At 70.5% G+C, this 20470-nt stretch carries 18 protein-coding genes; 14 read left to right on the forward strand and 4 right to left on the reverse strand.

All coding sequences use genetic code 11. From position 1 onward, the window contains the following. Nucleotides 1–29 precede the first annotated feature (29 nt). The 3 genes from OG496_RS04130 to OG496_RS04140 all read right to left on the reverse strand — a co-directional run bounded on the left by OG496_RS04130 (nt 30) and on the right by OG496_RS04140 (nt 3108). Nucleotides 30–470, reverse strand: coding sequence for an Lrp/AsnC family transcriptional regulator (locus tag OG496_RS04130; RefSeq protein ID WP_405969613.1), 441 nt, complete (start codon nt 468–470; stop codon nt 30–32). 23 nt (nt 471–493) lie between these two features. Further along, nucleotides 494–1843, reverse strand: coding sequence for a transaminase (locus OG496_RS04135; protein ID WP_405969614.1), 1350 nt, complete (start codon nt 1841–1843; stop codon nt 494–496). A gap of 182 nt (nt 1844–2025) precedes the next feature. Further along, on the reverse strand, nt 2026–3108 hold the full coding sequence (locus tag OG496_RS04140; protein ID WP_405969615.1) for an alpha-hydroxy acid oxidase: 1083 nt from the start codon (nt 3106–3108) through the stop codon (nt 2026–2028). A 246-nt stretch (nt 3109–3354) separates the two neighbouring features. Between OG496_RS04140 and OG496_RS04145 the strand changes: the two genes are divergently transcribed. The 9 genes from OG496_RS04145 (at nt 3355) to OG496_RS04185 (ending at nt 11681) form a co-directional block, all read left to right on the forward strand. After that, complete coding sequence (locus tag OG496_RS04145; protein ID WP_405969616.1) at nt 3355–4788, forward strand: sensor histidine kinase; 1434 nt, start codon at nt 3355–3357, stop codon at nt 4786–4788. Continuing rightward, complete coding sequence (locus OG496_RS04150; protein WP_366492598.1) at nt 4785–5207, forward strand: roadblock/LC7 domain-containing protein; 423 nt, start codon at nt 4785–4787, stop codon at nt 5205–5207. The genes OG496_RS04145 and OG496_RS04150 overlap by 4 nt, the downstream gene beginning before the upstream one ends. Continuing rightward, on the forward strand, nt 5204–5566 hold the full coding sequence (locus OG496_RS04155) for a DUF742 domain-containing protein (protein WP_405969617.1): 363 nt from the start codon (nt 5204–5206) through the stop codon (nt 5564–5566). Before OG496_RS04150 ends, OG496_RS04155 begins: the two co-directional genes overlap by 4 nt. Further along, entirely contained in the window at nt 5538–6161 is a 624-nt protein-coding gene (locus OG496_RS04160) for a GTP-binding protein (protein ID WP_405969618.1), read from the forward strand. The genes OG496_RS04155 and OG496_RS04160 overlap by 29 nt, the downstream gene beginning before the upstream one ends. Beyond that, the gene (locus OG496_RS04165) at nt 6158–7375 is read left to right on the forward strand and encodes a cytochrome P450 (protein WP_405969619.1); all 1218 of its coding nucleotides are present in this window, start codon (nt 6158–6160) and stop codon (nt 7373–7375) included. The genes OG496_RS04160 and OG496_RS04165 overlap by 4 nt, the downstream gene beginning before the upstream one ends. After that, nucleotides 7372–8598, forward strand: a complete 1227-nt coding sequence (locus OG496_RS04170; RefSeq protein WP_405969620.1) for a cytochrome P450 — start codon at nt 7372–7374, stop codon at nt 8596–8598. Before OG496_RS04165 ends, OG496_RS04170 begins: the two co-directional genes overlap by 4 nt. 224 nt (nt 8599–8822) lie before the next feature. Beyond that, complete coding sequence (locus OG496_RS04175; RefSeq protein WP_366492594.1) at nt 8823–9443, forward strand: L-threonylcarbamoyladenylate synthase; 621 nt, start codon at nt 8823–8825, stop codon at nt 9441–9443. A gap of 123 nt (nt 9444–9566) precedes the next feature. Then, nucleotides 9567–10328 carry a dienelactone hydrolase family protein gene (locus OG496_RS04180; protein ID WP_366492592.1) on the forward strand — a complete coding sequence of 254 codons (762 nt, stop codon included), beginning with the start codon at nt 9567–9569 and terminating at the stop codon, nt 10326–10328. A 165-nt stretch (nt 10329–10493) separates the two neighbouring features. Continuing rightward, a complete protein-coding gene (locus OG496_RS04185; RefSeq protein ID WP_366492591.1) occupies nt 10494–11681 on the forward strand; it encodes a glycoside hydrolase family 64 protein in 1188 nt (395 codons plus the stop codon). Between the two features lie 61 nt (nt 11682–11742). Here the strand turns inward: OG496_RS04185 and OG496_RS04190 are convergent, their stop codons facing one another. Continuing rightward, nucleotides 11743–14118, reverse strand: a complete 2376-nt coding sequence (locus tag OG496_RS04190) for a M4 family metallopeptidase (protein WP_405976558.1) — start codon at nt 14116–14118, stop codon at nt 11743–11745. A gap of 452 nt (nt 14119–14570) precedes the next feature. Between OG496_RS04190 and OG496_RS04195 the strand changes: the two genes are divergently transcribed. The 5 genes from OG496_RS04195 (at nt 14571) to OG496_RS04215 (ending at nt 20464) form a co-directional block, all read left to right on the forward strand. Next, the gene (locus OG496_RS04195) at nt 14571–15875 is read left to right on the forward strand and encodes an extracellular solute-binding protein (RefSeq protein WP_405969621.1); all 1305 of its coding nucleotides are present in this window, start codon (nt 14571–14573) and stop codon (nt 15873–15875) included. A gap of 7 nt (nt 15876–15882) precedes the next feature. Continuing rightward, entirely contained in the window at nt 15883–16794 is a 912-nt protein-coding gene (locus OG496_RS04200; RefSeq protein WP_405969622.1) for a carbohydrate ABC transporter permease, read from the forward strand. Beyond that, complete coding sequence (locus OG496_RS04205) at nt 16791–17693, forward strand: carbohydrate ABC transporter permease (protein ID WP_405969623.1); 903 nt, start codon at nt 16791–16793, stop codon at nt 17691–17693. The genes OG496_RS04200 and OG496_RS04205 overlap by 4 nt, the downstream gene beginning before the upstream one ends. A 79-nt stretch (nt 17694–17772) precedes the next feature. After that, nucleotides 17773–18903 carry an ROK family protein gene (locus tag OG496_RS04210; protein ID WP_405976559.1) on the forward strand — a complete coding sequence of 377 codons (1131 nt, stop codon included), beginning with the start codon at nt 17773–17775 and terminating at the stop codon, nt 18901–18903. 34 nt (nt 18904–18937) lie between these two features. Continuing rightward, on the forward strand, nt 18938–20464 hold the full coding sequence (locus OG496_RS04215; protein WP_405969624.1) for a GMC oxidoreductase: 1527 nt from the start codon (nt 18938–18940) through the stop codon (nt 20462–20464). Nucleotides 20465–20470: the final 6 nt, after the last annotated feature.

The raw sequence follows: 20470 nt of genomic DNA on the forward strand, positions 1-20470 counted from the left end.
CTCGGGCATATCGATGTTTTGGACAGGGGTCAGCCGACGTCCCACAGGAACCGGTGGGTGTGGATGCCGAAGTACGGGAACGACTGGACGCTCCGCACTCCTTCGACCGGCCGCACCACGTCGTTGACGAAGTCGAGCAGGTCCCGTGGCCCCGGGGTGACCACCTCGGCGAACAGGTCGAAGCCGCCGGAGGTGAGCACGGAGTACACCACCTCGTCACGCAGGGCCAGTTGGTCGGCTACGGCACGCGGGTCGCCGTCCACCTCGATGCCGAGCATCGCCATGGCCTGGCCGCCCATGGCCATCGGATCGGTCACGCCGACGACCTGAACCGCCTTGGAATCCAACAGGCGTTGGAGCCGCTGGCGGGCGGCCGACGCGGACAGGCCGACCTTCGGTCCGAGGTCGGCGTACGCGATACGTCCGTCGGTCTGCAGCTCGCGCAGGATGGACCGGTCGATGTCGTCCACGTGCTTGCCTCCAACTCCCTGTGTCAGTGCGCCAGTTCGGCGAGCGCGTCGGCGAAGACCCGGGTGTGGGTGTCCACGTCCTGCCTGGTGGTGTCGGGGCACATCAGCGCCATGCTGTGGAACGGGGTGAGCAGGATGCCCCGGTTGGCGAGGTAGAGGTGGAGGAAGTCCTCCAACTCCGGGTCACCGGCGGCCTCGGACTCGGTGCCGGTGCGCGGCGCCGGCGAGGCGAAGCGGTACTCACTGCGGGCGCCGAGGCGGCTCACCGTCCAGGGCAGCGCATGGGCGTCGATGCCCTGCTGCACACCGGCGGCGAAGCGCTCGGACAGCTTCGCCATGTGGGCGAACGCCTCGTCGGTCAGGACGTGTTCGAGCGTGGCGCGCATCGCGGCGACGGAGAGCGCGTTGCCCGCGAGGGTGCCGCCGACGCCGCCCATGTCGACCAGGTCCAGGTCGGCGCGGCCGAGCAACCGGTCGGCGAGTTCGACGGAGAGGCCGTAGGCACCGGCCGGGATACCGCCGCCGATCGCCTTTCCGATGGTGAGCAGGTCGGGTTCGAGATCCCAGGCGGCGGTGCAGCCGCCCGGGCCCGCGGAGAACGTGTGGGTCTCGTCGTTGATGAGCAACGTGCCGTGTTTCCTGGTCAGTTCGCGTATGGCGGCCAGGTAGCCGGGCTCGGGCAGCACGATGCCGATGTTGGTGAGCGCGGGTTCCATGAGGACGGCGGCGACGTCACCGTGCGCCAACTCCCGTTCCAGCTGGGCCGGATCGTTGAACTCGGCGACACGGCTGGTGAGCGTGACGTCGCAGGGGGCGCCGACGTTGCCGGGGCGGGCGGTACCGTGGCCGTCCGGTCCTACGACGATGAGCGACTCGTCGACGCTGCCGTGGTAGCTGTAGCTGTTCACCAGGATCTTGGGGCGGTCGGTGACGGCGCGGGCGAGCCGGATCGCCCAGCGGTTGGCGTCGGTCGCGGTCAGCGCGAAGCTCCAGCGGGCGAGCCCGAAGCGGCGGGTGAGTTCCGCGCCGACCCACTCGGCGTCCTCCGTCGGGAGCATCGCCGTGGCGCCGCCCTGTTCGGCGAACCGCCGCTGCACCGCCTCCGCGACGACGGCGGGCGAATGGCCGGCCATCGCTCCGGTGTCGCCGAGGCTGAAGTCGATGTACTCGTGACCGTCGATGTCGGTGACGCGGGCGCCCCGGGCGGTGTCGAGGTAGCGGGGGAAGGCTCCGGCGGTCTTGTTCATCCAGGTCATCGGCACCCGCCCGAAGAGATGCTCGGCGCGCTCGTAGGCGGCCTTCGAGCGCGGGTTGAGCCGCTCGGCCTCGGCGCTCTCGCGGGCGAGGAGGTCCTGCAGGCGGGTGCGGTCCATGGGATTCCTCGGTGGCGTCGGCGACGGAATGTCCGGACCATATGACCGAAAGAGGCGAGCAGGCAAGGCATGGCCGCTGAATCGATCGCGGCGACGATCGATTCACGCTCACGTCCTGTCCACACGCGGACACGCGCTGGACGAGGCTCCCCTCCCGCACCGGCAGCTGCGCGCCAGGAAGATCAACGGCCGTGCGGTGATCCAACCGAACAGCTCACGCCCGCCGGCAAGTGCAGCAAGTCCCGCCCGATCGCCGGGAGTTCCGGCACGCCCGTCAGGCGCATCGTCTCGACGAGTTCCGCCGTCAGCTCCCCGAGCAGGCGGGTCACGCCCGCCGCACCGGCCAGGGAGAGTGCCCACAGGGCGGGGCGGCCGACGAACACCGCGCGGGCCCCGAGGGCGAGCGCGGCGAAGATGTGGGTGCCTCGGCGCAGTCCGCCGTCCACGTACACCTCGGTGCCCGTCCCGGCGACGGCGTCGACCACCTCCGGCAGCGCCCAGGCCGTCGGGATCAGCCCGTCGAGCTGGCGGCCGCCGTGGTTGGAGACGATCAGTCCGGCGGCGCCCGCGTCCACGAAGGCGCGGGCGTCGTCGCCGCGCAGGACGCCCTTGACGACAACCGGGAGCCCGGTCAGGTCACGCAGCCGGCCGATGACGTCCGGCGTGAGGTCGGGCGCGTGTTCGGCGGCCTCCCGGTCGGGGGTGCCGGTGACGTTGCCGTACAGGTCCTCCGGGCCCACGAAGTCGGCGACATGCGCGCCGGGTCTGCCGTGCGAGCCGATGACGGGGGTGTCGGCGGTCAGTACGACCGCCCGGGCGCCGGCCGCCACGGCTCGCCGGAGGGTCTCCTCGGTCAGGGACCGGTCGCGGGCCACGTACACCTGCACCCACCACGGCGCGCCCGAGGGTTCGAGGGCCGAGAACGGGACCGCCGTGTTCGAGGTCACCGCGAGCAGCGACCCGGCACCGGCCGCGCCGAGCGCGGTGGCCGCCTCGCCGTCGGGATGGGCACGGCGCTGCAAGGTGCTCGGGGCGATGAGGACCGGCGTGTCGACTGCCGTGCCCAGCACGGTCGTCGAGGTGTCGCACCGGGACACGTCCCGCAGGATGTGCGGTCGCAGGCGGAATCCGTCCCAGGCGGGGGCGGCTTCGGCAACGCTGAGGCCCTGGCCCGCGCCTCTGCGGAAGTAGGCGTGGATCTCCGGTGGAAGGACACCGGCCGCCTGTTCCTCGATGCCGTCCAGCCAGCGCGCCACACCTGTCACACCGCTCCCCCTTCATGCATGATGCACCGACCCTAGCGACTCAACTCTCTTTCCCCACAGGCCATTTCAGACACTTGCCACAGAAGCGAACAGAGGCCGGTCAGTTTCGGAGGGAACTCCTGTTACACCGTGCGAGAGCGGTCGATGACGGTGTGTACTGTGCTCCGGGCACCCCGCCCGAGGGGCCCGGACTAAGCCTCAAGGGCCCCGACTCAGCCCTGCCCGACTTCGCTTGGACTCGATTCGATGACCGAATTACCGGACCTGGTGGCCGGTGCGCTCGCCGCCGGCACGCTGTCCGCGCTGGCGCTCGGTGCCGGGCTGCTGCGGTCGCGGCGTCAACGTGCCCTGCAGCGTACGGAGATCGCCGAGCTGCGGGACCGACTGGACGGTGTTCAGGCGGCGTTGGCGGCGGAGGTCGAGCATCTCGCGGTGCAGCGGATTCCGGCCGCCGCCCGGCACCTCACGCATCCGCGGGTCACCGTGCCGGGGCCCGGCCAGCCGCAGTTCATCGGCTCGCCTCTCGGCATCGCCCTCGAAAGCGTGCTGAGCGCGGTGCGTTCGGAACTCGCCGCGCAGCGCACCCGCATCGACGCCGCCGCTCAGGCCGGGATGCGCGGGGCCACCCGTGAGATCCAGGCCGCGCTGTACCGCCTCCAGGACGCCCTGCGCTCGCTCCAACAGCGGTACGACGACCCCGAGTTGGCGCAGACCCTGTTCATGCTGGACCACGAGAACGAGCAGTCGCTGCGCCGTGCGCAGGTCGCGGCCGTCGTGTGCGGTGCCTGGGTCGGGCTGGCGCGGGAGGAGTCGCACCTCGTCGAGGCGGTCACCGGCGGCCAGGCCCGGCTCGCCGGGTACCACCGAGTGCGGGTGCACAACCATCTGGAAGCCGGTACCGCGCTCGTCTCGCACGCCGTCGAGCCGGTCGCGATCATCGTCGCCGAACTCCTCGACAACGCGCTGCGGCACTCCGCCCCGGACACCGAGGTCGTGGTCAACCTGGAGCACGTGCACCACGGTGCCTGCGTCACCGTCGACGACGCGGGTCTCGGCATGACCCAGGACGAACGCGACCACGCCGGGCGGATGGTGGCCGGTACCGACCCGATCCTGCTCACCGACCTGGGCGACCCGCCGCGCATGGGCTTCGCCGCGATCGGCCGTCTGACCCGGCAGTTCGACCTGAGCGTCGACGTGTCCTCGCCCTCCCCGTACGGCGGCGTCCGCGCGGTCCTGCGCATCGACAGCCATCTCCTCAGCCGCATCGACCCCGAGCGGCAGCCACCCGCGGCCGGCGCCCCGCGCTCGACCCGCCGCGCCCCCGCACCCACCCGCACGCCCGCCCCCGCACCGGCCCACTCCTACGGCTCCGAGCGCGACGAGCGGGCCGTGGCCGATGCGTCCGGGCATCAGGCCGTACCCGATGCGGGCGGCCTGCCGCGACGCCGTCGCCGCACCCCGGCCGCCGCACCGGCAGGACCGGTCGCGCCCGAGACACGCCGGCCCGAGCGCCGCCCGGAGCAGGCCGCCGCCGCACTCGGTGCCCTCCAGTCCGGCACCGCCGCCGCGCGCGCCGCGACGGACGACGCCGAGACCGCCGTAGCGGAGCGGGCACCCGAAGCAGTGACAGCGCACGAGACGCGTCAGACCGACTACGAAGGGGGAGCGGCTAGATGATCAGCCGCGATGGGGGCGACACGGCGTGGGTGCTCGATCCGATCCTGGAGGTGCCGCATGTGGTGGCGGCGGTGCTGTTGACCCGGGACGGGCTGGTGCGGGGGTACACCGACGCGCTGTCCCAGGCCTCGGGCGAGCGGGTCGCCGCGATCACCAGCACGGTGCAGGGGGCGTGCCGTACCGCGGCGGCGGCCTTCGCCGACCGGGAACGGGCCGAGATACGGCAGGTGGTCATCGAGTCGGACCACGGCTATGTGCTCATCGTCCCCACGGATCACGGGACGTGTGTCGCGGCCTACGGCGACACCGAGGTGCGGCTGGATCTGCTGGCGCACCGGGTGCACTCGCAGGTGGCGCGGCTGGGTGAGAAGGCGATGGCCGCCGCTCCGCGGGGAGTTGACGGCGGCGCGCCGGCATGACGGGCCGCCGCGGCGGCCGTCCTCTCGTTCCCGCGTATCTGTCGACCGGCGGTGTGGCCCGGCCCAGCCGCCCGCATCTGGAACGGCTGACGGTGCTCAGCGGGAGCGGCGAGCCCGCCCCGGCCGACCTGCCCGCGGCTCAACTCGCCCTGCTGGACGCCCTGTACAGCGGTTCGCTGACGGTGCTGGAGGCGGCGGCCCTGCTGGAGCTGCCCGTGTCCGCGGTGCGGGTCCTGGCCGCCGGTCTTCTCGACCGGAGCCTGGTGCTCGCCCGTGCCCCGATCCCGCCCGCCGAACGCTTCGACCCCGACCTGCTGAAGAGAGTCGCAGATGGCCTACGCGCCCTCAAGCACCACTAGCGGCAGCACGACCGGCGGCGTCCATCTGCCGGACACCGCCCGCGAGTTGGTCAAGATCCTGATCGCGGGTCCCTTCGGGGTGGGCAAGACGACCCTCATCGACTCCGTGTCGGAGATCCGGCCGCTGCACACCGAGGAGCGGCTGAGCGAGGCGTCCGTCCCCGTGGACGATCTCGACGGGGTGCGGGAGAAGTCGACGACGACCGTCGCGATCGACTTCGGGCGGATCAGCCTGCCGGGCGGGATCGTGCTGTACCTGTTCGGCACGCCCGGGCAGGAGCGGTTCCGGGCGCTGTGGGAGGACATCGCGTACGGCGCGCTCGGGGCGCTCGTCCTGGTCGACAGCCGCCGGATCGACGCCTCGTTCGACGTGCTCGCACTGGTCGAGGAGAGCGGGCTGCCGTACGCCGTCGCCCTCAACACCTTCCCGGACGCGCCCCGGCACCACACCGAGCAACAGCTGCGCGCCGCCCTCGACTTGGAGCCCGGCACACCCCTGGTGACCTGTGACGCCCGGGACACGGACTCGTCCCTCGACGCGCTGCTCGCCCTGGTCCAGCACCTGATCGACCGCGACCCTCCGGAGCACCGGTGACCATTTCTTCCCCCGCCCGACCCGTCCGGCTGTGGGAGGACGGCTTCGCACTGGATCCCTACGGCTACTACGCCGCCCTGCGCGCGCAGGGTCCGGTCGGCTGGGCCGAACTCGCCCCGGGCGTACCGGCGTTCGTCGTCACCGAGCGGCGGGCCGCGCTGGAGCTGCTGCGCGACACCGACACGTTCTCGCACGATCCCCGGCCGTGGGAGACGACGGTCGCCGAGGACTCGCCGGTCCTCGGGATGATGCGCTGGCGGCCCAACTCCCTGTTCGCGGACGGCACCGCGCACGCCCGCTACCGTGCCTCGCTGATCGACACCTTCGAGCGGATCGAGCCGCACGACCTGCGCGCCCGGGTGCACCGGGCGGTGCATGTGCTGGTGAGCCGGATCGGGCCGCGCGGAGAGGCCGATCTGGTGGGCGAGTTCGCCAGGCCGCTCATGGCGCTGGTGTTCAACAGCCTGTTCGGGCTGCCCGACAGCCAGAGCGAGCGGCTGGACCGGGCGCTGGGCAAGATGATGGAGGGCGGCGCCCAAGCGGCTGAGGGCGAGGCCGAGTTCGGCGGTTACGTCCTCGAACTCATCGCCGCCAAGGCGCAGGCGCGCGGCGACGACCTCCCGAGCTGGCTCCTCGACCATCCGGCCGGACTCACCCCGGAGGAAGTCACCTGGCAGGTGTTCCTCACCCTGGGCGCCGGCCACGAGCCGACCGCGAACCTGGTGTCCAACGCCCTGTCCCGCATCCTCGGCACCTCGGTCTACTACTCCACGCTGACCAGTGGCGCCCGACCGGTCATGGACGCCGTGGTGGAGGTCCTGCACCACGAGACCCCGCTCGCCAACTACGGCATCCACTACGCCCGTTCACCCGTGACGTTCCACGGCGCGTGGATCCGGCCCGCGATCCCGGTCGTCGTCTCGTACGGCGCGCTCGCGCACTTCGCCGAGCAGGAGATCGTCACCGGCCGCCATCCCCAGGACGCCTCGCACCTGTCGTGGTCGGCGGGCCCGCACGCCTGCCCGGTCAAACAGCACACGCTGCTCATCGCGACGGAGGCGATCGAGCGGCTCACCCTGTGGCTGCCGGACCTCGAACCCGTCGTACCGCGCGCGGAGTTGACCTGGCGTCCCGGCCCCTTCCACCGCTCGCTCACGTCCCTGCCCGTGCGGTTCAGCCCCCGCTCCCCCGACCAGCCAGGAGACCTGTCGTGACCGTGTCCGACCGCATCGCCCTCGACCCGTTCGGCGCCGACATGGCCGCCGAGAGCGCCAAGTTGCGTGCCCTCGGCCCGATCGTGCCCGTGGAACTGCCCGGCGGCATCCCCGCCTGGGCCCCCACCGGCTACGACACCCTGAAGGAACTGATCCTCGACCCGCAGGTCAGCAAGGACCCCCGGCTGCACTGGAACCTGTGGTCCGAGATCGGCGAACACCCGTCCTGGGGCTGGGTGTTGGGCTGGGTCGGCGTCATCAACATGCTCTCCACCTACGGCACCGACCACGCCCGCCTGCGCAAACTCGTCGCGCCCAGCTTCACCCACCGGCGCACCGAGGCGATGCGCGCCCGGGTCGAGACGATCACCGGAGAACTGCTCGACGCGATGGCGGCCGACGACGCCGAGGTGGTCGACGTCAGGGCGGCGTTCGCCCGTCCGCTGCCGATGCGGATCATCTGTGAACTGTTCGGTGTGCCCGACGAGTTGGTGGACGACACGGGTCGGCTGATCGCGGCCATCATGGACACCTCGGACCCGTCCCCGGAGCACGCGGCGTCCGTGCAGCGGCAGATCGGCACGGTGCTGCCCGCGCTGATCGCCCACCGCAGCGAGCACCCCGGCGACGACCTCACCACCGAACTGATCCGGGTGCGCGACGAGGACGGCGACCGGCTCAGCGACGAGGAACTGCTGTACACCCTGCTGCTGGTGATCGGCGCGGGCTTCGAGACGACGGTCAACCTCATAGGCAACGCGATCGTCGCGCTGCTCAAGCGCCCCGAGCAGCTGGCGGACGTGCGCGCCGGGAAGATCAGCTGGGACGCGGTCGTCGAGGAGACCCTGCGCGTCCACCCGTCCATCGCCTCCCTGCCGCTGCGGTTCGCGGTGAGTGACCTCATCGTCGGCGAGGTCACTGTCCCGGCCGGGGACGCCATCATCACCACGTTCGCCGCGGCCGGGCTCGACCCCGCACACTACGGCCCCGACGCGGACGTCTTCGACGCGGCCCGCGGTGCCGACGACCACCTGTCGTTCGGCATCGGCGTGCACCGCTGCATCGGGGCGCCGCTCGCCCGCGTGGAGGCCCTGACCGCGCTGCCCGCGTTCTTCGACCGCTTCCCGGACGTCCGGCTCGCCGTAACGGCGGACGAGCTGCGCCAGGTGCCGTCGTTCATCGCCTTCGGCTGGCAGGAGGTGCCGGTACGGCTGCACGGCTGAGCCTCGCGCCCCCGCACCCGCCCCTGTACCCGACGGCGGTGGAACCGCCCCGCCGCGGCCACGGGGGATGGGCCGCGGGCGGAGCCGGTCCTGCCCGGGTTCGGGGGAGAGACCCGGGCGCTCCCGTCGGCTTCCCCTGATTTCCCGGGGTACACATCCGCCGGACCGGCCGGCCGCAGCGGGCCCGCGCGGCGACCCGCGCGGGCACGGCATAAGCTCGGCGGGTGGCCAAGTACTTCGACGTGCATCCGGACAATCCGCAGCCCCGCACCATCTCCCAGGTCGCGGACAGTGTGCGCTCGGGTGCGCTGATCGCGTACCCGACCGACTCCTGCTACGCGCTGGGCTGCCAGCTGGGCAACCGTGAGGGCATGGAGCGGATCAAGACGATCCGGCATCTGAACGACCGGCACCACTTCACGCTGGTGTGCCAGAACTTCGCCCAGCTGGGCCAGTTCGTGCACATCGACAACGACGTGTTCCGCGCCATCAAGGCGTCCACGCCCGGGAGTTACACGTTCATCCTGCCGGCGACGAAGGAGGTGCCGCGCCAGTTGCTGCACGCCAAGAAGAAGACCGTGGGCGTGCGCATCCCCGACCACGTCGTCACCCAGGCGCTGCTGGCCGAGCTGGGCGAGCCGCTGCTGTCCAGCACGCTGCTCCTGCCCGACGAGGAGGAGCCGATGACCCAGGGCTGGGAGATCAAGGACCGGCTCGACCACGTGGTGGACGCGGTGGTCGACTCCGGGGACTGCGGTACGGAACCGACGACCGTCATCGACTTCTCGAACGGCGAGGCCGAGATCGTCCGCAAGGGCGCAGGGGACGTCTCCCGCTTCGAGTGAGCCCGGTTCCGCTTCGAGTGACCCCGGCGGAGGGGCCGTAGGCAGGCGTGCCACGATGATCGGAACACGCCGCGCCGGGCCGGCTGTCGGCCCGGCGCCCATCCGCAGGGAGGCACCCCCACCATGACCGCCGTACAGGGCACAGCCGTGGACATCCCCACCGAGGACGGCATCGCGGACGCCTATCTGGTGCATCCCGGTGACGAGCGCCCCCGTCCGGCCGTGCTGCTCTACCAGGACGCCTTCGGACTGCGCCCGCACCTGAAGTCGATGGCCGACCGGCTGGCCGAGGCCGGTTACACGGTCCTGGTGCCGAACGTGTTCTACCGGCAGGGTCGCGCGCCGGTGGTGGAGCTGCCCGAGTTCATCGATCACGACGGACGTCCGGAGATCTTCGAGAAGGTCGGCCCGCTGATCATGGGGCTGGCCCGGCATCCCGAGCTGATCGAGCGGGACGCCGGGGCCTATCTGCGCTGGCTGGCCGACTCCCCGCTGGTCGTCGACGGGCCGATCGCGATCACCGGGTACTGCATGGGCGCCCGCCTCGCGCTGTACACCGCCGGTGCCTACCCGGACCGGGTGGCGGCCGCCGCCGGTTTCCACGGTGGGCGGCTGGCCACCGACGACCCGGGCAGCCCGCACCTGGCCGCCGAACACATCACCGCCGAGCTGTACTTCGGCCACGCCGACCAGGATCCCTCGCTGCCCGAGGACCAGATCAAGCGGTTCGAGAACGCGCTCACCGCGGCCGGTGTCCGGCACCGCTGCGAGGTCTACCCGGGCGCGCGGCACGGCTACACGCAGGCCGACACCTCGGCGTACGACGCGGAGGCCGACGAGCGGCACTGGGTCGCGCTGCTCGACCTGCTGGACCGTACGTTCTGATCGGCAGACCGCTTTCACTCATTCAATCCAGGTGCCCACGGCGCGAGTTGCCGTGGGCACCTTTCGTTCAACTCATTGACATGCCCGCGGCTCGGCGCGACGCTGAGAGCGCTCTCACACAGGTACGGACCAATTCTTCGTACACCCCCCACACGGAGGTGAGTAGTGCTCGCCAGACTCATGCGTCGACTGGGCGCCGCGACCGCGGTGGCCACGATGATCGCGCTGGCCACACCGGTGACGGCGGACGCCGCGGTGCCGGCCACGATCCCGCTGAAGATCACCAACAACTCGGGCCGCGGTGACGCGGTCTACATCTACGACCTGGGCACCAACCTGACCACCGGCCAACAGGGTTGGGCCGACGCGAACGGCACGTTCCACGCCTGGCCGGCCGGGGGCAACCCGCCCACCCCGGCGCCGGACGCGTCGATCGCGGGCCCGGCGGCCGGACAGTCCACCACCATCCGGCTCCCCAAGTTCTCGGGCCGCATCTACTTCTCGTACGGCCAGAAGCTGGTGTTCAAGCTGACCACCGGCGGTCTGGTGCAGCCGGCCGTGCAGAACCCGACGGACCCGAACCGCAACATCCTCTTCAACTGGTCCGAGTACACGCTGAACGACTCCGGGCTGTGGATCAACAGCACCCAGGTGGACATGTTCTCCGCGCCGTACGCGGTCGGGGTGCAGCGGTCCGACGGGAGCACGGCCTCCACCGGGCACCTCAAGTCGGGTGGGTACACCGGGTTCTTCAACGCGCTGCGCGGGCAGCCGGGCGGCTGGGCCAACCTGATCCAGACCCGGTCCGACGGCACGGTTCTGCGAGCGCTCTCACCGACGTACGGGATCGAGACGGGTGCCCTGCCGAGCACCGTGATGGACGACTACATCAACCGTGTCTGGTCGAAGTACTCGTCGTCGACGCTGACCGTGACGCCGTTCGCCGACCAGCCGAACACGAAGTACTACGGCCGGGTGTCGGGCAACGTCATGAACTTCACCAACAGCTCCGGGGCGGTGGTCACGACCTTCCAGAAGCCGGACGCGGCCAGCATCTTCGGCTGCTACAAGTACCTCGACGCCCCCAACGACCTGGTGCGCGGGCCGATTTCACGCACGCTGTGCGCGGGCTTCAACCGGTCCACGCTCCTGGTCAACCCCAACCAGCCGGACACCACCACGGCGAACTTCTACGTGGACACGGTGACCAACCAGTACGCGCGCAAGATCCACGCGCAGATGGCCGACGGCAAGGCGTACGCGTTCGCGTTCGACGACGTCGGCGCCCAGGAGTCCCTGGTGAACGACGGGAACCCGCAGCAGGCCTATCTGACGCTGGACCCGCTGAGCTGAGAGAAACCGGAACACCCCGCACGCCTGGGGGCGCGTGCGGGGTGCCGGACTCACGGATCGATCAGCTGGTCGTGACGGCGGTGTCGTCGATGACGAAGCTGGTCTGGAGCGAGGAGTCCTCGACCCCGCTGAACTTCAGGGCGACCGTGGTGCCCGCGAAGGCCGACAGGCTGAAGGACTTCGCGACGTACCCGGTGGCCGCGTTGAGGTTGGAGTACGTGCCCAGGGTGGTCGATCCGGCGGTGACCGTCAGCTTGTCGTACGCGGTGCTGGTGGTGGTCTCAGCCGTGTCGATGTGGATGTAGAAGGTGAACGTCGTCCCCGTGCAGCCGCTCGGGATCGTCACCGACTGGGACAGCGTGTCGGTGTGGGTCGAGCCGTAGCCGTCGAGCCAGGCCTTGTACGAACCGGTGCGGGCCGCCTCGTCGGTGTCGCTGGTGATGACCCCGCTGGTCGCGGTCCAGGTGGTGGCACCCGACTCGAAGCCCGCGTTGCCCAGCAGCTGTGTCGAGGTGCAGGTGCCTCCCCCGCCGCTGGAGCTCACGGTCCAGGTGAAGGCCGCGGTGCCGGTCGCCCCGGTGCTGTCGGTGACGGTCACCGTGGTGCTGTAGGTGCCCGAGGTCGTCGGGGTGCCGGTGATGGCGCCCGTGGAGCTGCTGATCGACAGGCCGGTCGGCAGTCCGGTCGCGGCGTACGTCAGGGTGCCGCTGTTGGTGCTGCTGGCCGTGATCGCCAGGCTCACCGCCGTACCGACGGTCGAGGACTGGCTGCCCGGGTTGGTGACCGTGACGCCGGTGGTCGGCACCGTGATGTGGCTGCCGACGTTGATACCGGCGAAGGCGTTGCCGACTCCGGCGTACTGGGCGGACGTTGTGCCGTACAGCGCGCCGGCGGCACTGAGTGCGGCGGTGCGGGCCTGGGCGTACGTGGTGCTGGACGTCATGTACGTCGTCAGCGCCTTGTACCAGATCTGCAGGGCCGCGGCCCGGCCGATACCGGCGACGGCGACGCCGTCGGAGGTCGGGCTGTTGTAGGTGACGCCGTTGATGGTCTTGGTGCCGCTGCCCTCGGAGAGCAGGTAGAACATGTGGTTCGCCGGGCCCGAGGAGTAGTGGACGTCCAGGTTGCCGACGCCGGAGTACCAGCTGTCGGCGGAGCCGCCGTCCTTGTCGGGCTCGTCCATGTAACGCAGCGGCGTGCCGTCGCCGTTGATGTCGATCTTCTCGCCGATGAGGTAGTCACCGACGTCGGTGGAGTTCGCCGCGTAGAACTCCACGCCCGTGCCGAAGATGTCCGAGGTCGCCTCGTTCAGACCACCGGACTCACCGCTGTACTCAAGGCCCGCGGTGTTGGAGGTGACGCCGTGGCTCATCTCGTGACCGGCCACGTCCAGCGAGGTCAGCGCGTGGGTGCTGCTGGTGCCGTCGCCGTACGTCATGCAGAAGCAGTCGTCGTCCCAGAAGGCGTTGACGTACGCCGTGCTGTAGTGGACGCGCGAGTAGGCGGCGACGCCGTCGTTCTTGATGCCGCTGCGGCCGAACGTGTTCTTGTAGAAGTCCCACGTCATCTGCGCGCCGTAGGCCGCGTCCGCGCCGGCGGTCTGGGTGTTGGAGCCGGCGCCCGTACCCCATACGTCGTCGGAGTCGGTCATCAGCGTGCCGGTGCCGGACGTGCCGTTGTTGAGGCTGTACGTCTTGTGGCCGCCGCGCGTGGTGTCGTAGAGCTGGTAAGTGGAGCCGGACAGCGTGGTGTTGAGCGTCACCGTGCCGCTGTACTGGGTGTTGCCGGTGCCCGTCTTGATGCCCTGGTAGCGGTAGAGCTCCTTGCCGCTGGAGGCGTCGGTGATGACGTGCAGCTGGCTCGGCGTGCCGTCGTCCTGGAAGCCGCCGATCACGGTCTCCCAGGCGAGCTTCGGGGTGCCGCTGCCGGCCCAGATGACCTTGCGGGCGCTGTCGGTGGCGGGGCTCTTGGCGTCGAGGGTCCTGGCGGTGGTGAGCGCCTTGGTCTCGGCGGCCGTCTTGGAGAGGGACGCGGTGGTGGAGGGGACCGTGACGGTGTGCTTGTTGTTGAACGTGGCACTCACGGTGCCCGTCGCCACGCTGGCCGGCGGGGTGTGCACGACGAGGTCGCCGCCGAGGACCGGGAGGCCCGCGTAGGTGCGCTCGTAACGGGTGTGGACCGTGCCGTCGTTGTCCTTGACGACGTCCCGGACGACCAGCTTCTCCTTGGCGCCGAGGCCGAGGGTGCGGGCGGTCTTCGTGCTGTTCTGCGTGGCACTCGTCACCAGGGCGGAGCGCTGCGCCGGGGTGAGCTTCGCCTCCAGGCTGCCGGTGAGCAGCGGGCTCGGGTGGGGGGATGCGGGCTTCGCGGTCGCCGGCACCGTCTGGATGCCTACGGCCAGGAAGGCGGCGGTGGAGACCAGGGCTCCTACCGCCATCCGCTTGCGGGGGATGCGTCTCACTCTTAACTCCTACTGCGACGACCGCGGACGCGGCCGGTGACAGACCGGGCAGCCGGGTCTGCTGTCCGGGAAGAGCCGAGCTGTGCGGGACCGGTACGAACTTTGACCAATCCGTGGAGGATCCGTGGGGGTGGCTGGGTGGAGGATGACAGTCTTGACCCGTCCATGTCACCCAGGTCAGGGGCACTCAAGGGTTTTCCCTCTGTCAGGGATTTCGCTACAAGTTCCGAAATTATTCGTGACGGCTGAGCCACGCCGGCGAAACAGACCCTTCCTAACGTCGCAGTCAGCCACAGAGGTCCCATCAGCCGCATTACGGCCGTCGGACCGATAACGCTGCTTTCCCCGAAAATCCCGGAACCCGAAAAGGGCGGGGCTCCGGAATTCCCTTCACTGTCCTCAGCGCCCCATGAGACAGGAGCCCCCGAGTGTCCGATCCCTCCCGCCGCGGCGTCCTCAGACTGTCCGCCGGCACCGCTCTGCTCGGCACCCTCGCCCTCGCGGGCTGCGGGCGCGGCGACACCGCGACCGCCACCGCGAAGGCCACGGCCAAGTCGATCGACGACAAACCGGCCACCGGCACCGTGAACGTCTGGGCCGCGCAGGGCGACGCCGATGTCCTCGACAAGGTGATCAAGCCCTTCAAGGCCGCGAACCCCGACGTCACCGTGAAGTTCACGCTGATACCGAACTCCGAGTACTACACGAAGCTCCAGGCGGCGATCGCGGCGGGCAAGGGCCCCGATGTGGCCCAGTTCTTCCCCGAGTCGCAGGCGCAGTTCCTCGACCCGTCGATCCTCCGGCCCGTACCGGACGGACTCGTCGACTCCGGCGCCTTCTTCAAAAGCCTCTGGGATGCGGGCCTGGTCAAGGACGTCGCCTACACGGTGCCTTGGTACGCGTACACGTACGCCCTCGTCTACCGAGCCGACCTCGCCAGGAAGGCGGGCGTCGAAGCACCCACCACCTGGGCCGAAATGGTGCCGTTCTTCAAGGCGTTGAAGGGCGCCGGAGCCGTGCACGGGCTCGGGGCGGACAACGGCTGGGACATCTTCAACGGCCAGGACGTCGCTATGTACGCCTGGCAGGCGGGCGGCAACCTCCTCTCGTCCAGCGGCAGTTGGACCCTCGACACACCCGAGATGGTCGACGCGCTCAAGTACAACGCGTCGTTCTTCACCTCGAGTTCGGCCGACACCGCGACCCCCACCTTCCTCGACGCGCAGCCGTACTTCGTGTCCGGGAAGACGGCCACGATGATCACCGGTCCGTGGGTGCTCGGACAACTGGACACCGCCGCGAAGAAGACCGGCTGGACGGCGGCCCATGTCGCCACGGCTCCCCTGCCGGCCGGTGCCTCGGGCAGCATCTCCTTCTCCGCCGGGGGGACTTGGGGCGTCCTCGCGGACAGCGGGAACACGGACGCGTCGTGGAAGTTCGTCCGCCACGTCGCGAAGCCGAGCACGCAGGTCGCGCAGTACTCGGCGTACGGCTCACTGCCCGCGGTGATTTCCGCCTGGGACGCTCCGGCCGTCAAGAAGCAGCCGCTCCTCGACGCCTTCCTCACCCAGCTGAAGAACACCAAGGCCCTTCCCCAAGTGGGTACTTGGCAGCAGGTCGCCACCCGGCTGGGCAAGGAGATGGAGACCGTGGCGAAGGGCACGCAGACCGCGGAGAAGGCCGCCGCGAGCATCCAGGCGTACGCCAAGAGTCTCGGCACGGGCGCGGAGTGAGCCGCGGATGACCACCACGCTCGTCCCGGGAGCGCGGCACCGGGCACGCAACTCCCGTCGCACGGCGGTCGCTTGGCTGTTCCTCGCGCCGTTCGCCGTCGTGTTCCTGATCTACACCGCGATCCCCACGGTGGCCGCGCTCGGCTTCAGCCTGACCGATCTGCGCGGCTCGGACCTGCGGCATCCCCTCGCGGTCGACTTCACCGGCCTGGACAACTACCTGCGTCTGTTCCAGGATCCGACCTTCCTGCGGGACATCCTGAACACCGGTGTCTTCGTCGCCGTCGGGGTCCCGCTGACCATGGCGATCGGCTTCGGGCTGGCCGTCGCGCTGAACTCCGGGATCCGGCGGCTGCGTGGCGTGTTCCGTACGGTCTTCTTCGCACCGGTCGTCACCAACGTCGTCGCGGTCGCGCTGATCTGGCAGTACGCCTTCAACGCGGGCGGCACCGTCAACAAGGCACTGGGCTACGTCGGTCTCGCCGGACCGAACTGGCTGGACGATCCGCACCTCGCGATGCCCGTGGTGATCCTGCTCGGCGTCTGGCGCAACTTCGGCACCGCGATGGTGCTGTTCCTCGCCGGACTACAAGCCATACCGGAGGACGTGTACGAGGCCGCCGCGCTCGACGGGGCGGGCCGCTGGCGGCAGTTGAGGCATATCACCCTGCCGCTGCTGCTCCCGACCACTCTCATGGTGTCGGTACTGCTGACCGTCTTCTACCTCCAGGTCTTCGACGAGCCCTATCTCCTCACCGACGGCGGCCCGTTGGGGGCCACCGAGTCCGTCTCGCTGTACACCTACCACCAGTTCGGCTCCGGCCAGCTGGGCATGTCCTCGGCCGCGTCGTTCGTGATGCTGCTGCTCGTGCTGCTGGTGAGTGTCGTCCAGTTCCGACTGCTGAGGCCCCGCACATGACCGCCGTAGCCGCGTCGTTGACCGACGCAGACGCCGACCTGATCGCCGCCGCCTCCGAAAACCGGATCGCCGTACGCACACGGTCCGTTGGCCGCCCCGTCCTGTACGGCGCGTTGGTGCTGTGCGCGCTGCTCACGCTGCTGCCCTTCTTCTGGGTGGTCAGCGGTTCGCTGCGCGGACTCGACGAGATCCGCTCGGACCCGGGCGCGTGGCTGCCGCGGCACGTCACGCTCGACAACTTCGTGCGGCTGTTCCGGACCGAGGGCTTCGGGCGCTTCCTCACCAACAGTGTCCTGGTCGCCCTCATGGTGGTGATCGGCAACATCGTGGCGGCCTCGGCGGCCGGATACGCCCTGGCCAAGCTGGAGTTCGCGGGCAGGCGGCTCGCGTTCGGGGCGGTGATGGCGGCGATGATGGTGCCGTTCACGACGGTGTTCGTCACCCAGTTCGTGATCACCGTCGACATGGGCCTCGCCGACACCCTCACCGGCATCGCGCTGCCCGGTGTGGCGCTGCCGCTGTCGGTGTTCATCATGCGGCAGTACGCACAGTCGGTCCCCGACGAGTTGCTGGAGGCGGCGCGCATCGACGGGGCGGGCGAGTTCCGGATCTTCTTCCGGGTCTTCCTTCCGCTGACCGGTCCGGCGGTCGCGACGATCACGATCATGTCGTTCCTGAACTCGTGGAACAACTTCATCTGGCCGCTCATAGTCGCCCAGAGCACGGCGAGTTACACCCTCCCGGTAGGCCTCGCCGCCACCAGCCAGGCGGCCCAGCACGTCACCGACTACGGCCTGGTCCTCGCCGGCGCGATCGTCGTGATGCTGCCGGTCCTCGTGCTCTTCCTGTTCCTGCAGCGGTACTTCGTGCAGGGCATCGCCGGATCGGGGATGCGGTGACGCAGGTGACCGGGACCTGTGGGTTCGCGTCCGTCGCACGGGGCAAGTCCGAGGTGGCGGAGGGGTGTTGATGTCGGGGATGAACCAGAGCGCCGTGCGGCGCGTCAACACCTCGGTCGTCCTGCGCGCGCTCGCGGTCTCCGCGGGGCCCACGACACTGACCGCGCTCGCCGAACGGGCCGGGCTGTCTCGCCGTACCATCGAGCTGATCCTGGACTCGCTCGTCGAGGCGGGCTGGGTCGCCGAGTTGGAGCGGATACCGGTCAGCGGCTCTGCCGGGCGACCGGCCCGGCGGTACGAACTGCGCGCGGAACACGCCCTGTTGGCGGCCGTCTACATCAACACCGCTGACGCCTCGGCCGTGATCGCCGACGTACGCGGCCGTATCGTCGGCCGGGCGCACCGCCCGCTGCGCGCCTACCAGGACCCTCAGGTCACGCTCGACGACGCGGCGGCCCTGGTGCGGGAGGCGCTCGACGACGCGGGCGGATCACCGGAACGGCTGCGCGCCGGTGCGGTGGCGGCCGGTGGCGCCATCGACGACGAGGGGGTCGTACGACGCCTGGTGCACACCACGCGCTGGGAGGGCGTGCATCTGCCGAAGGAGCTCGAACAGCGCATCCGGATGCCCTGGTTCGCGGACAACGACTCCAACCTCGGTGCGCTGGCGGAGCGTTGGCGGGGTGTGGCCGGTGATCACGACAACGTGGTGTGGGCGATCCTGGGCAACCGGACCGGTCTCGGCATCCTGATCCGAGGGGCCGTGCACCGGGGTCTGGACGGCGCGGCGGGCGAGATCGTCGAGGCGCGGTCGATCCCGACCGGCACGGTCCAGGACCGCCCGGTGGCGTTGCTGAGTTCACCGGAGGCCGCCCAACGGAAGGTGGCGCTGGCCCACTTCGAGGCCGCCCGGGCCGGTGACGCCGAAGCGCTCGCCGAGGTAGACGAGTTCGTCGAGAACATCACCTCCATCCTCACCACCCTGTCGTGGACGGTCGCGCCCTCGCTCATCGTGCTGGGCGGCGGTCTGGAGGACGCGGCCGATGTGCTGCTCCCCCGGGTGCGCGAGGCGATGCGCGCGGCCCGTACCCCCGCGATCGAGTTGCGCGCCACCGGCCTGGGCCGCGACGCCGCGCTGATCGGCGCCGTGAAGCTGGCACTCGACCGCATGGACACCGAGTTGTTCGGCCCGCTCGTCCTCAGTCCCTAACTCCCCCCACAGCAACCGATTTTGGAGTCTTCCTGTGACCGACACCCCGCACACCGACGTCCTCATCGTAGGCAGCGGCATCATGGGTTCCGTGGTGGCCCGGCTGCTGCGGGAGAGCGATCCGGGGCTGGGCATCACGATGGTCGACGGCGGCAGCGCGATCGGTGAGGCGCCCGGGCTGCATCTGCACGACGTCGCCGATCCGGACGTCTGGTCTCAGTACAACGAGCGGGTCGAATCCGGTATCCAGGGCATGTACACGGGTGCCGAGGTGGTGCGCGAGGCCGCGGACAGCCTCGCCGGACTGACGCCCGGCATGTTCCACGCGCTGGCCTTCGGCGAGGACGCCGAGGCGATGCCCGCGACGGCGCTGGCGTGGAACGCGGGCGGCATGGGCGTCCACTGGACCGCCGCGACCCCGTGGCCGGCCGGAGACGAGGTCTTCGACTTCGGCGACCCGGCCCGCTGGGCGGCCGACCTGGACACCGCGCGCCGCCTGCTCGCCGTCTCCCCGTCCCCCATCGGCCCGACCGCGGTCGGCCGGACCGTCCTCGACGTCCTGCGCCGCCGCTACGACGACACCGCGCCCGCCGACCGGCACCCGCAGCCGATGCCGATGGCGGTCACGGCGACGGACTCGGGCCCCATGCCGCGCACGGCGCCGGGGACGGTCTTCCCGGCGATCGCGGCGGGCGGCGACCCGGCGTTCACCCTGCTGACGGGGACCCTTGCGACCCGGCTGCTCGTCTCGGACGGCCGGGCCACCGGCGCCCGACTGCGCCGCCTCGCCGACGGCACGGAGTCCGTACTCCACGCGGACACCGTGATCGTGTGCGCCGACGCGCTGCGCACCCCGCAGCTGTTGTTCGCCTCGGGCATCCGCCCCGACGCGCTGGGCCGCTACCTCAACGAGCACGCGTTCATCACCGCCCAAGTGCTCCTGGATCTCGACCGGTTCGGGATCGCCCTGGACGATCTGCCGCTCCCGCGCACCGGCGAGTTCAGCACGGACTCGCTGTGGCTGCCGCAGAACGGGGCGGCTCAGCCGTTCCACGGTCAGATCATGAACCGGACGTACGTCGACGAGGACGGGCGTCCCCTCGCACACGCCGTGGGTCTGTCGCTGCTCGTCCCGGTCGAGTCGCGCCCCGAACACCGGCTCGTCTTCTCGGAGTCGGAGACGGACCTCGCCGGACTGCCGCGTATCGGCGTCGAGTTCGCCTACACGGACACCGACCAGGCGCTGATCGAGCGGGGACTCGCCGAAGTCCGTTCACTGGCCGAGGAGTTCGGCCCCTTCGACCCCGCGACCGAACTCGCCCTGCTCCCGCCCGGCTCGTCCCTGCACCTGACCGGTACCGTCCGCTCGGGCACCGCCGACGACGGGACCAGCGTCTGCGATCCGGACGGCCGGGTGTGGGGCTTCGACAACCTGTACGTCGCCGGCACCGGCGTGATCCCCACGCCGATGGCCGCCAACGTGACGCTGACCGGCGCGGTGACGGCCGTACGGGCCGCCCGTGCCGTGACCACCCGCACCGCGCCGCTCACCGCGCACTGAGAGGAA

This window comes from Streptomyces sp. NBC_00988, from assembly GCF_045162645.1.
GTDB lineage: Bacteria > Actinomycetota > Actinomycetes > Streptomycetales > Streptomycetaceae > Streptomyces.